Genomic DNA, 12,062 nt, shown 5'->3' with positions numbered 1-12,062 from the left:
GTTAGCCCCCTCAGTCGCTCCGCGACAGCTCCCCCGCATCGCGGGGGAGCATCTATTTGGCCCCGTAAGCCGCCGCCTGACGGTCGACCAGCGCCACCAGGTCCCCCATGGCCAGGTTCACGTCGATCAGGTGCAGCCCCCAGTCCTTCAGCACGACGCCCGCCACCGCGATGTCGCCGCCGATGTCGTCGGCGCGCGGGTCGGCCGGATCGGCGTTGATCTTGACCGACAGGTAGGTGAAGTCGCCTTCGCTGACGCAGCGGGCCGAGAGCAGGCCCGGCATCGAGACGAACGGCGTCGTCACCGTCAGTCCCTTGGCGAACGGCTTGGGCGCCTGTCCCTCGACGGCCCCGAACCCCTTGCTGCTGAGATAGGCATGCAGCGGCGCATCCTCCGAAGAGGCCTTGCCGGCCAGCAGGGCGGCGGGGTTCACGCAGCCGGCGCGATGGCCGTCCGCGTCCGTCTTGCCAAAGCGGCTGTTGGCCGGCGGCGGGCTGGTCGCGCGGAACGAGACATAGGTGACGAGGCAGCCGGCCTGGTCGGCCTTCGTACACAGCGGGATCGAGCCGTACTTGCCCGCGGCGTCCACCGGCGTGTTCATGCCCAGCACCAGGGCCGAGATCATCTGCTTCTGGGCCGGCTGGCCGTCGATCTCGTTCTTCAGCAGGTTCAGCAGGACGCGCGAGCCCTGGCTATGGCCGATCAGGACGACGCCCCTTGGCTGGTTATTGGGGCCCTTGTTTTCATTGGCCAGATACCAGCGCCAGGCGTCGCGAACGTCGCCATAGGCCAGCTCGGCGTCACCCGGAGACGGGCGCCCCAGCATGACCGACCGCAGCGCCGCCAGGGTGACCTGGCGGTACATCGGCGCGAAGACCCGGCACTTGGAGGCGAAGCGCGCCAGCTGCTGGTCGACGACGCGCTTCTCGGCCGGATCGATGACCATGTCGCTGTTGCCGCCCGGATCGGTCGAGACCGTCGGATAGACGTAGAAACAGTCGTAGGCCGGCGCGGTCGCGGCCTTGAAGGTCTCGACCGAGGTCTTGCCGTCGGCCTCGACGATGGTTGTCGTCTGGTCCGAGGCGCAGGCGTCCTGGCGGCCGGGCAGGCATAGCCAGCTTTCAGGCTTGGCGTAATCGTTCGGCGTGCTCGGCGCGGGCGCTGTCTGGGCGCAGGCCGATGCGCCCATCGTCAAGATCGCCGCCAAACCCATGGCGGCCAGCCTCATCCTGGTCATGCTCTTCCCTCGCACGGCGTTCGAACGCCTGTTTGGCGCTGAGCATGGCCGGAAAGGCGCGCGCGCGCCAAGGGCTAATCGCGAGCGGGCGCTAGAACAACCAGCGGCGCGGGTACTTGTCGCCCAGCCGCCGCGCTTCGCCGGTCTTCAGGCCCAGGTCCCGCATACGATAGGCGACGATCTCGTGCATGGCCTCGACCGGCTCATGACCGTCGACGGGACTGGAGGCGATCGCGCCCTCGGTCTGGGCGAGGTCGGTGGCGGTCCATTCGGCCTGCGCCCGGTCGGCCTTGCCGACGGCGAAGTAGTGGCGCACGGGGGCGCGCTCGCCGGGGACCTCGACCATGACGCCGATGACCCAGCCTTGAACGATCAGATCGGCGTCGGGACGCTGGCGGAACATGATCCCGGACTTAGGACGTTCCGCACGAAACTGTAAGCGCCAATCAGCCGATCAGCTGGAACGCCGCCTGGCTCAGCAGGCCCAGAACCAGCCAGGCCGACAAGCCCAGGACAATGATACTCAGGGAAGACCGCGGGGCGCGTTTACGACGCGGGGCGGGATACTCACGCACGAACGACATGACAGCCTCCATGCCTGCAAGGCTGCATCCTAACGCCGAAGGCGACGCTTGGATGCGTGCGTTCTCGCGGATTTGATGAGATTCCGGTGGATGGGCGGTGGATAGAAAAAGGGCGGAGCCTTTCGGCCCCGCCCTCATCCGTTTCAGCTGTTGGCTGGCAGGACTTCTTAGAAGTCCATGTCGCCGCTCTGGATCGGCTAGGCCGATCCAGATCTCTTTGGAGAATGGGCGACTTTATGGACTTCTTAGAAGTCCATGTCGCCCATGCCGCCCGGCATGCCGCCCGGAGCGGCGCCGGCCGAGGCCTTCTTCGGGGCTTCGACGATCGCGGCTTCCGTGGTGATCAGCAGGCCGGCCACCGAGGCGGCGTTCTGCAGGGCCGTGCGGACAACCTTGGCCGGGTCGATGACGCCGTCGGCGACCAGGTCGACATACTGTTCGCTCTGGGCGTTGAAGCCGAACGAGCTGCTGTCGTTTTCCAGGATCTTGCCAACCACGATCGAGCCTTCGACGCCGGCGTTTTCGGCGATCTGGCGGATCGGAGCCTGCAGGGCGCGACGGACGATCGCGATGCCGGCGGTCTGGTCGTCGTTGTCGCCGGTCAGGCCAGCCAGGGCCTTGGAGGCCTTCAGCAGAGCCGTGCCGCCGCCCGGGACGATGCCTTCGTCGGCGGCCGCGCGGGTCGCGTTGAGGGCGTCGTCAACGCGGTCCTTCTTTTCCTTCACTTCGACTTCGGTCGAGCCGCCGACGCGGATGACCGCGACGCCGCCGGCCAGCTTGGCCAGGCGCTCTTGCAGCTTTTCCTTGTCGTAGTCCGAGGTGGTTTCCTCGATCTGGCGCTTGATCTGCGAGATGCGAGCCTCGATGGCTTCCTTCTCACCGACGCCGTCCACGATCGTGGTGTCGTCCTTGGTGATCGAGACCTTCTTGGCGCGGCCCAGCATGTCGAGCGTGACGCTCTCGAGCTTGATGCCGAGGTCTTCGCTGACGACTTGGGCGCCGGTCAGGATCGCGATGTCTTCCAGCATGGCCTTGCGGCGGTCGCCGAAGCCCGGAGCCTTGACCGCGGCGACGCGCAGGCCGCCACGCAGCTTGTTGACGACCAGCGTGGCCAGGGCCTCGCCCTCGACGTCCTCGGCGATGATCAGCAGCGGACGGCCCGACTGGACGACGGCTTCCAGCACCGGCAGCAGCGGCTGCAGCGACGACAGCTTCTTTTCAAACAGGAGGATCAGCGGCTCTTCCAGCTGAACTTCCATCTTGTCGGCGTTGGTGATGAAGTACGGCGACAGGTAGCCGCGGTCGAACTGCATGCCTTCGACGACGTCGAGTTCGGTCTCGGCGGTCTTGGCTTCCTCGACGGTGATGACGCCTTCGTTGCCGACCTTGTCCATCGCCTTGGCGATCATCTCGCCGACTTCCTTGTCGCCGTTGGCCGAGATGGTGCCGACTTGGGCGATTTCAGCGTTGGTGGTGACCTTCTTCGAGGACTTCTTGATGTCCTCGACGGCGACCAGCACGGCCTTGTCGATACCGCGCTTCAGGTCCATCGGGTTCATGCCGGCGGCGACCGACTTGAGGCCTTCCTGGACGATGGCTTGGGCCAGGACCGTGGCGGTCGTGGTGCCGTCGCCGGCCTTGTCGTTGGTCTTGCTGGCGACTTCGCGGATCATCTGCGCGCCGAGGTTCTCGAACTTGTCAGCCAGTTCGATTTCCTTGGCGACCGAGACGCCGTCCTTGGTCGTGCGCGGAGCGCCGAACGACTTTTCGATGACGACGTTGCGGCCCTTGGGGCCCAGGGTCACCTTCACCGCGTTGGCGAGGATGTTGACGCCGCGCAGCATCTTGTCGCGCGCGTCGGAGGAGAAATAGACGTCTTTGGCGGCCATGTGTGGTGCCTTTCTGGAAAGAGGTTAGGGGAGAAAGCGTCGAAGGACGGAGGAGGCCTTAAGCCTCGACCACGCCCAGGACGTCGCTTTCCTTCATGATCAGGAGGTCCTGACCGTCGACCTTCACTTCGGTGCCCGACCACTTGCCGAACAGGATGCGGTCGCCGGCCTTCACGTCCAGGGCGACGACTTCGCCCTTGTCGTTGCGAGCGCCCGGACCGACAGCGACGACTTCGCCTTCTTGAGGCTTTTCCTTCGCCGTGTCGGGAATGATGATCCCGCCCTTGGTCTTGGTTTCTTCTTCGACGCGCTTCACGAGGACGCGGTCGCCCAGGGGACGAAACTTCATTGTGGTTCTCCGTCGGAACGGTTTGATTTAATGGCTTCGTCAGCAGGAGGGAGCGGTGCTGTTAGCAGTCGCTCCCTCCGAGTGCTAACGACGAGCGTCAGTTAGGCGCCGGCCCTCGGGGAGTCAAGAACGCCCAGGGTGAAGTTTTTTCGTCGGGCGGTTAACGGGAGGCCTGTGGTGATCGATCATATCGGGGTGACGGCGAGCGACCTCAAGGTCGCTAAAGCCTTCTACGACGCGGCCTTGGCGCCTTTGGGGCTGGCCGTTGTCATGAGCGTGACCGCCGAGCAGACCGGCGGATCGGCGCACTTCGGCTATGGCGCGACGGCGGCCAGACCCGAACTGCAGGTCGGCAAGCCGAACTTCTGGGTCAGCGAGGGCCCCGCGGCGACGGGCGCCATGCATGTGGCCTTCCTGGCCGCCGACCGGGCCCAGGTCGACGCCTTCCACGCCGCGGCGCTGGCGGCGGGCGGGACCGACAATGGGGCGCCGGGCGTTCGGCCTCACTATCATCCCAACTATTATGCGGCTTTCGTTCTTGACCCGGACGGTCGAAACGTCGAGGCCGTCTGTCACGCGCCTGCCTGACGGAGTGCTAGGAGAGCCGATGTCCAGCTACGTCCTGTCCCTGTTCCTGGCGGTGGTGGCCTGCGTCATCGGCGGCGCGCTGGGCGGCATGATCCTGGCGCGGCCCGAGACCATGTTGGGCCTTGCGGGCCTGGCCGACGAGGAGACGCCGAAGTCGCCGCTGTTCGCGGAAGGGCGGGCGTTCGGCGGCATGCTGATCGCCTCGCACGGGATCGCGGCGCTGTATCTCGGCTACCAGCCCCGGCTGGGCGCGGCCATGGCGATGGTGCTGGCGGTGGGCTGGCTGGGCGCGGCGGCGGCGCGGGCGCTGTCGGCGGTCAAGGATGGCGAGGCGGGCCGCTTCAACGCCGGTTCGATCGCGGTCAACGCCCTGATCGGGATCACCCTGAGCCTCCCGTTCTTCAACGTCGGGCCTTATGTGGCGAGGGGCATGGGCTTCGCCTGAAGCACGCCCTCATGGGCCAGCAGCCAGCGCTTGCGTTCGATCCCGCCGGCATAGCCGGTGAGCGCGCCGCTCATGCCGATCACCCGGTGGCAGGGCGCGACCAAGCTTAGCGGATTGGCGCCGTTGGCGGCGCCGACCGCGCGAATGGCGGCGGGGCGCTCCACGCGGCGGGCGAGCTCCGAATAGGTCACGGTCTCCCCCGGTGGAATGGCGGCCAGCGCCCGCCAGACCGCGCGCTGGAAGGCCGTGCCGCCTGTATCCCAGCTTAGGTCGGCTAGCGCGCTCACATCTCCGGCGAAGTAGCGGGCGAAGGCGACCTTGGTCGGGGCCGGCGCCTCACCCGCCTGTAGCGGAAGGTCGCCGTAGTGCAGGCGCAGCAGCCGGCGCAGGCGCGGCTCGAAGTCGTGGAAGTCGACGGCGCGCAGCAGGCCGGTCTCGTCGGTGACGATCAGGATCTCGCCGATCGGCGACGGCGCGCGATCCAGGAGGAGGTGGTTGGGGCGGGTCATGCGGCGATGATCGCTCGCCGAAGCGAGGCTGTCCGCCCGGATTTTGCGGCTAAAGTTCCTCCCCCGCGATGCGGGGGAGGTGGCCCGGCGGGCCGGAGGGGGCTAGCTGGACCTATGCCGCATTAGCCCCCTCAGTCGCTCCGCGACAGCTCCCCCGCATCGCGGGGGAGCATCTCGCCTTCTACCGAATCCCCGGCACGTGCAGGGCCGCGTCGCGCTCGGTCTTCTGCTTGTAGGCGAGGTCGCCGTACTTGGACATTTCCATGCGGGCGATGGTGCGGCAGTGGACCTCGTCCGGGCCGTCGGCCAGGCGCAGGGTGCGGATGCCGGCATAGAGCTTGGCGAGGCCGAAGTCGGTGGTCACGCCCGCGCCGCCGTGGGCCTGGATGGCGTCGTCGATGACCTTCAGGGCGATGCGCGGGGCGGCGACCTTGATCATCGCGATCTCGAGGCGGGCCGACTTGTTGCCGGCCTTGTCCATCATGTCGGCGGCCTTCAGGCACAGCAGGCGGCACATCTCGATGTCGATGCGGGCCTCGGCGATACGCTGCTCCCAGACCGAGTGATCGGACAGGTACTTGCCGAACGCCTTCCGGCTCATCAGGCGCTTGATCATCTTCTCCAGCGCCACCTCGGCCGCGCCGATCGTGCGCATGCAGTGGTGGATGCGGCCGGGGCCCAGGCGGCCCTGGGCGATCTCGAAGCCGCGGCCTTCGCCCAGCAGCAGGGCGTCCTCGACCGGCACGCGGACGTCCTTCAGGATCACCTCGGCGTGGCCGTGCGGGGCGTCGTCATAGCCGAACACCGGCAGCATGCGGACGATCTCGATCCCCGGCGCGTCCATCGGCACCAGGACCTGGCTCTGCTGCTGGTGGGTCGAGGCGGTCGGATCGGTCTTGCCCATCACGATCGCCACCTTGCAGCGCGGGTCGCCCACGCCCGAGCTCCACCACTTGCGGCCGTTGATCACATAGTGGTCGCCGTCGCGCTCGATGCGGGTCTCGATGTTGGTGGCGTCCGAGCTGGCCACCGCCGGCTCGGTCATCAGGAAGGCCGAGCGGATCTCGCCGTTCATCAGCGGGCGCAACCAGCGCTCCTTCTGCGCCAGCGTGCCGTAGCGCATCAGCACTTCCATGTTGCCCGTGTCCGGCGCCGAGCAGTTGAAGACCTCCGAGGCGAAGCCGACCTTGCCCATGTGCTCGGCGATCAGGCTGTATTCGAGGTTGGTCAGCTGCTCGCCTTCGAAGACGAAGGTGTCGTCGACATGGGTCTGGCCGCTGTGCGGCGGCATGAAGAAGTTCCACAGGCCCGCGGCCTTGGCCTTCTTCTTCAGTTCTTCCAGCACCTGGACGACCTTCCAGCGCTCCTGACCCAGGACGTTCATCTCGGCGTCGTAGGCCGGGATCGCCGGATAAACGTGTTCGTCCATGAACGCGGTGACGCGGTCCAGGAAGACGCGTTGCTTGGGGGAGATGTCGAAGTCCATGGTGTTCCCTCTGCCCGCTTTGCTTATCTCAAACGCTTGTTTGAAGTGTTTGTAGAACGCCCTGACGCGCGGGGCAAGCGGGCAGGGCTACGTCCGATTGCGTAAGTTTCCGGCGGGCGGGTTGTGTTCGTCACACGGCTGTCGGACAACGGCGGTCATGCTGAACCTGACCGCCGACATCCTGCAGGGGCGCCATGTGCGCCTCGAACCCGTCACCGTCGATCACCGCGACGAGCTGAAGGCCGCCGTCGACTGCGATCCCGAAAGCTGGGAGATCATGTCGGTCAACGGCTGCGGCGAAGGCTTCGACGACTTCTGGGGCGCGCTGCAGGGCGAGACGGACCGGGGCGAGCGCATCGGCTTCGCCATCCGCCGCCTGTCGGACGGCAAGGTGGTCGGCACCTCCAGCTACCTGAACATCCGCCGTCTCCACTGCGGTCTGGAGATCGGCTCGACCTTCCTCAACCCTGAAGCGCGGTCGGGTCCGGTCAATCCGGAAAGCAAGCGGCTGCTGCTGGCGCACGCGTTCGACTGCGGCGCCATTCGCGTCGAGCTGGTCACCGACGTCCGCAACGCCCGCAGCCAGGCGGCGATCCAGAAGCTGGGCGCGACCAAGGAAGGCGTGCTCCGCAATCACAAGATCACCTGGACGGGTCACGTGCGCGACACGGCCGTCTTCTCGATCACTGATTACGACTGGCCGGGCGTGCGCCAACGCCTAGACTTCAGGTTGTCGGAGGCATTCGTTTAAGGTCTGTGGCGCGTTGTCGCGCCATTAGTTCCGAGAAGCAATTCTCAATACACGGCGTTATAAGTTTCCCCGCATGGGCGGGATGGCATGTCTTCGAATCTGCATTGAACACGGCGCGCGCGAGACCGCCGTCGAGGGCGTGACTCCGGCCAAGATCGACAAGACCGCCTCCTCCTATATCGAGGCCCATTGGCCTGCTCCCCGTCGCTACGGCCGCGTGGCGCCCGGCGCCTATGTGCTGATCGATCCTCACGCCGATTATCTGGACGGCGAAGAACTGCGACATATGGCTTCGGAGCTGCAGCTGCGGCTGTTCGGCACCCAGGGCCGCGATGATCTCTGCATGCTCACCTTCGAGGGCGAGGAAGAGCAGGTCCTCAAGTTTTCCACCCTGACCGAGGATGAGCTGCTGGCCATGCGCGGCGGCAAGCCGCCGCCGCCCGAGGGCCGCACGCGCCTGGTCCGCCGCGACGGCGTGGCCGAGCTGGCGCCCTGGGGCTCGACGCCGCGCGTGGTCGCGGCCAAGCCCAAGGTCGAGGCTCAGACGCCGATCCATCTGGGCTGGCGTGGCGTCTACAACCTGGGAAGCCAGAAGTTCGAAAGCTCCGAGATCATGGTCGTGCGCAAGCCCGGCGCGCCCGAGCCGCAGGACGACTCCGAATTCGCCGAGGCCGACCTCCTGGCCTTCGACCGCGCCGTCGCGGCGCTGGAGGCCGACCCCAGCCTCAAGGCGTGGGTGGGCGTGCGGATGTGGAGCGTGGTCCGCGCGGGCATCCGCGAGGCCTATCAGGCGCGCTTCACCGCCCTGTCGCCCAGCGTTCGCGAGCGGATGGCGGCGGTGATCTACGAGGTGCCGCGCGACCTGCCGTTCTCGGCCATCGCCCCGCTGCGCGATATCGTCCTGCCCAGCTTCGCCCGCGTCGATCTGCGGGTTCATGACGCCGGCTTCTATTGCCAGGCCGTGCCCGAAGGCTTGGCGCACGGCGTGGTCCTGCAGCTCGAAGGCGATGACGAGAAGTCCCGCCTGCTGAAGATCCATCGTTTCTTGTCCGACCGGAAGGTCTACGCCGCCCGCCGCTTGCGTCAGGGCCTGGCGGGGGTGCGCAACGCGCGCGAGCTGGAGCTTGCGCGGCGCATGGGCGCCAACACGATCAAGGGTCCTTTCGTCAGCGGCCTGTTCGCCGCGCCCGTGACCGAGCAGGAGACGCCGGTCGATGAACTTCCGCTGGCCGTGTAAGGCCCGCGGGTCGTTGCTTTTAGCCGGGGCCCTCAACGAATTGGCGAGGATTCCTACCTAGTGTTGCACTCATGACGGCCATCGCCTGCCTCCGAATCCTGTTCAACGCCGGCGAGAGCCAGCCCGGCGAAATCCCGCGATCAAAGGCGCAGGCCGTGGCCGACGCCTTCCTGAAGGCGCGCTGGCGCGCCCCGCGCAAGTGCGGCGCCGTGGCTCCACTGGCCTTCGTGCTGGCCGACAACCGGGTCGAGACGCTGGATCCCGCCGAGATGCAGGCCCTGGCGGCCGAGCTGGAGCAGGTGCTGTTCCCTGGCGGCGAGGGCGGCGAGATCTGCCTGATGACCTTCCAGGGCGATGAGACCGCCGTCCTGAAGTTCGCCAGCCTGTCGCAGAAGGAGCTGGCCGGCCTGGTCGCCGGCAAGGGCTATGGCGGCGCGGCGGGCCGGGTCCATGTGATCACCGCCGACGCGGTCGAGTCCGTGCCCAGCACCCACGAGGAGGCCAGGGCCCTGGCGGCCGAAAAGGCCGAAGCGGGCGCGGCGGACGCTCCTTTGGCCGACAAGGCGTCAAAGACCGCCAAGGCGCCGGTCGCGCCCAAGGCTCCGCCGCCTCCCCCTCCGCCGCCGCAGACGGGCTGGTGGGGCGTCTATGATCTCTCGGCCAACGCTTTCGTCGCATCGCTCATCGGCATGCGCGCCGATCTGCTGCAGCCGCCGCCGGAGGACGACGACAAACTCCTCAAGCGCGATCTGATCTGCCTGACCGACGCCCAGGCCGCCTTGAAGGCGGCGGCCTTCGGCCAAATCCTGGTGCCGTTTGGCTTCTGGAACCTGACGACCCAGTCGGCCCTGGACGCCTACAAGAGCCGCCTGTCGCGCTATCCGCTGGATCAGCAGCCGCGCCTGGTCGCCACGATCTACGGCACGCCGCGCGAGGCTTCGCTGGGCATGCTGCAGCAGATGCGCGCCTTCCTGAAGGGCAGCTTCGCTTTCATGGACCTGCGGGTCGAGGACGCCACCTTCCCGATCCACGGCCTGCCGCCCGAGCTGATCGACAGCGTCACCCTGCTGCTGACCGGCGAGACCAAGTTCGACCGGATGAGCAACATTCAGAGGTTCGCCGAGCGCAAGAACCTGTACGAAGGCAAGGGCGTGATGCAAGGCGTCGCCGGGGTGGCCACGCGGGCCGAGCTGGAGGCGTGCCGCGCCGCCGGAATCGCCCGCGTCCAGGGCCCCGCCATCACCACCCTGCTCGACAAGCCGGTCGCTGGCGCCGAAGGCGCGCCGATCGCCCTGAGCTGAGCCGGGCGGACTTTTTGCTCCGGCGCGCTTGACCCTCACGCCGCGTGATCCCTGAGTGACTTCGCCATCGAGAGGCAAGGTCGACTAAAGGGCGCCCCGGTTGAGCGTTTACACGGTCAAGCAGATGGCCAAGCTGTCCGGCGTTTCAGTGCGCGCGCTGCACCACTACGACGCCATCGGCTTGTTGAAGCCTCGCGCCGTCGGGGCCAACGGCTATCGCTATTACGACCGCCAGGACCTGCTGCGCCTGCAACAGATCCTCTTCCACCGCGCCCTGGAGACTCCGCTGAAGGACATTCAGGCCGCGTTGGACGATCCGGATTTCGACCTCGCCGCCGCGCTCCGCGCCCAACGCGCGCGCCTGGCGGCCGAGGCCGAGCGCTACGCTCAGCTGACAGCCATCGTCGATCGAACCCTCGCCAACCTCGAAGGAGACGAGACGATGGACGACAGGATGCTTTTCGAAGGCTTCGATCCCAAGAAGCAGGCCGAGCATGAGGCCTGGCTGGTCGAGCGCTATGGCGACGAGGCCGCCCAGCGGATCGCTGACGCCAAGGCCGGCATGAAGAGCTGGGGCAAGAGGGACTGGTCCCACTTCCAGGAGGAGGCCAAGGCGATCGAGCACGATCTGGCCAAGGCTCTGAAGCAGGGGCTGCCGGTCGACAGCGATCCGGTGACGACGATCATGCGCCGCCACTGGGCGTGGGTCGGCCGATCCTGGAACCGCGAGCCGACGCCGGACGCGTTCAAGGGGCTGGGTCATCTCTACCGGGAGAACCCGGAATTCACCGCGCGCTATGAGGCGATCGCGCCGGGTTTGACCGAGTACTTCGCCGAAGCGATGCGGGTATTCGCGGAGAAGCGGTGATGTTCCTCCCCCGCGATGCGGGGGAGGTGGCCCAGAGGGCCGGAGGGGGCTAGCTGAGCCGAGGCCGCATTAGCCCCCTCAGTCACTCCGTGACAGCTCCCCCGCATCGCGGGGGAGCATCGATCACCGCCGTCCGAACAGCTTCTCGATGTCGGCCAGCTTCAGCTCGACATAGGTCGGGCGGCCGTGGTTGCACTGGCCCGAGTGGGGCGTGGCCTCCATCTCGCGCAGCAGGGCGTTCATCTCGGCGCCGTTCAGGCGGCGGCCGGCGCGAACGCTGCCGTGGCAGGCCATGGTCGAGCAGACCTCCTCCAGCCGCTCCTTCAGCGCCAGGGCCGCGCCGTTCTCGGCCAGGTCGTCGGCGATGTCGCGGACCAGGCCCGCCGCGTCGGTCTTGCCCAGCAGGGCCGGCGTCTCGCGCACCAGCACCGCGCCGGGGCCGAAGCTCTCGATGACGAGGCCCAGGCTGGCCAGCTCCTCGGCGCGGGCGACGACGCGCTCGGCCTCGGCCGGGTCGAGATCCACCACCTCGGGCAGCAGCAGGGTCTGACGCGCCACGCCGCCGGCGGCCATCTCGCCCTTCATCCGCTCATAGACGAGGCGCTCGTGGGCCGCGTGCTGGTCGACGATGACCATGCCGTCGCGGGTCTGGGCGACGATATAGGTCTCGTGCACCTGGGCCCGGGCCGCGCCGAGCGGGTAGTCGATCGGGTCAAAGGGCGCGGCATAGCCCTCTCCCCCTTGCGGGGAGAGGGTTGGGTGTGGGGGTGTCTGCTCGGAGCCGGCCCATTCAAGGCCGGCGCCCCCGCCCCCTGGCC

13 protein-coding genes and 1 pseudogene are annotated in these 12,062 nt (G+C 67.5%); 6 read left to right on the top strand and 8 right to left on the bottom strand.

The annotated features are described in order from the left end of the window. Positions 1-52 precede the first annotated feature (52 nt). The 5 genes from AX690_RS12125 to groES form a co-directional block, all read right to left on the bottom strand. Positions 53-1,228: a DUF3089 domain-containing protein gene (locus AX690_RS12125; protein WP_082769630.1), complete on the bottom strand. Its 1,176-nt coding sequence runs from the start codon at positions 1,226-1,228 to the stop codon at positions 53-55. A gap of 100 nt (positions 1,229-1,328) precedes the next feature. Next, complete coding sequence (locus AX690_RS12120) at positions 1,329-1,640, bottom strand: hypothetical protein (protein ID WP_066684697.1); 312 nt, start codon at positions 1,638-1,640, stop codon at positions 1,329-1,331. Positions 1,641-1,683: 43 nt separating this feature from the next. Further along, entirely contained in the window at positions 1,684-1,821 is a 138-nt protein-coding gene (locus tag AX690_RS23320; protein ID WP_197426848.1) for a hypothetical protein, read from the bottom strand. A gap of 245 nt (positions 1,822-2,066) precedes the next feature. Beyond that, positions 2,067-3,710 (bottom strand): chaperonin GroEL, encoded by a 1,644-nt coding sequence (groL, locus tag AX690_RS12115; protein WP_066684695.1) that lies wholly within the window; start codon positions 3,708-3,710, stop codon positions 2,067-2,069. Between the two features lie 58 nt (positions 3,711-3,768). Continuing rightward, the gene (gene groES, locus AX690_RS12110) at positions 3,769-4,059 is read right to left on the bottom strand and encodes a co-chaperone GroES (RefSeq protein ID WP_013080760.1); all 291 of its coding nucleotides are present in this window, start codon (positions 4,057-4,059) and stop codon (positions 3,769-3,771) included. A gap of 177 nt (positions 4,060-4,236) precedes the next feature. Between groES and AX690_RS12105 the strand changes: the two genes are divergently transcribed. Continuing rightward, complete coding sequence (locus tag AX690_RS12105; RefSeq protein ID WP_066684692.1) at positions 4,237-4,647, top strand: VOC family protein; 411 nt, start codon at positions 4,237-4,239, stop codon at positions 4,645-4,647. 19 nt (positions 4,648-4,666) lie between these two features. Then, positions 4,667-5,092, top strand: a complete 426-nt coding sequence (locus AX690_RS12100) for a DUF4345 family protein (protein ID WP_066684690.1) — start codon at positions 4,667-4,669, stop codon at positions 5,090-5,092. Here the strand turns inward: AX690_RS12100 and AX690_RS12095 are convergent. Both AX690_RS12095 and AX690_RS12090 read right to left on the bottom strand, forming a co-directional pair. Beyond that, entirely contained in the window at positions 5,062-5,601 is a 540-nt protein-coding gene (locus AX690_RS12095; RefSeq protein WP_066684686.1) for a methylated-DNA--[protein]-cysteine S-methyltransferase, read from the bottom strand. The two genes, AX690_RS12100 and AX690_RS12095, sit on opposite strands and share 31 nt — an antisense overlap. 181 nt (positions 5,602-5,782) lie before the next feature. Beyond that, positions 5,783-7,087 (bottom strand): acyl-CoA dehydrogenase family protein, encoded by a 1,305-nt coding sequence (locus AX690_RS12090; protein WP_066684683.1) that lies wholly within the window; start codon positions 7,085-7,087, stop codon positions 5,783-5,785. 157 nt (positions 7,088-7,244) lie between these two features. Here AX690_RS12090 and AX690_RS12085 point away from each other — a divergent pair, with 157 nt between their 5' ends. The 4 genes from AX690_RS12085 to AX690_RS12070 all read left to right on the top strand — a co-directional run bounded on the left by AX690_RS12085 (position 7,245) and on the right by AX690_RS12070 (position 11,244). After that, positions 7,245-7,838 carry a GNAT family N-acetyltransferase gene (locus AX690_RS12085; RefSeq protein WP_066684681.1) on the top strand — a complete coding sequence of 198 codons (594 nt, stop codon included), beginning with the start codon at positions 7,245-7,247 and terminating at the stop codon, positions 7,836-7,838. Between the two features lie 73 nt (positions 7,839-7,911). Continuing rightward, positions 7,912-9,075 (top strand): hypothetical protein, encoded by a 1,164-nt coding sequence (locus AX690_RS12080; protein WP_066684679.1) that lies wholly within the window; start codon positions 7,912-7,914, stop codon positions 9,073-9,075. A gap of 71 nt (positions 9,076-9,146) precedes the next feature. Beyond that, positions 9,147-10,376 carry a hypothetical protein gene (locus AX690_RS12075; protein ID WP_066684676.1) on the top strand — a complete coding sequence of 410 codons (1,230 nt, stop codon included), beginning with the start codon at positions 9,147-9,149 and terminating at the stop codon, positions 10,374-10,376. 100 nt (positions 10,377-10,476) lie between these two features. After that, on the top strand, positions 10,477-11,244 hold the full coding sequence (locus tag AX690_RS12070; protein ID WP_066684672.1) for a MerR family transcriptional regulator: 768 nt from the start codon (positions 10,477-10,479) through the stop codon (positions 11,242-11,244). A 123-nt stretch (positions 11,245-11,367) separates the two neighbouring features. Here the strand turns inward: AX690_RS12070 and AX690_RS12065 are convergent. Beyond that, positions 11,368-12,062, bottom strand: a pseudogene (locus tag AX690_RS12065) (DNA mismatch repair protein MutL); the annotation flags it as partial.

Origin of the sequence: Caulobacter sp. CCH9-E1 (genome assembly GCF_001556515.1) — a bacterium.
Lineage (GTDB): Bacteria > Pseudomonadota > Alphaproteobacteria > Caulobacterales > Caulobacteraceae > Caulobacter.
The sequence above is the reverse complement of the archived record's forward strand: the minus strand, read 5'-3'. Positions and strand labels throughout refer to the sequence as shown.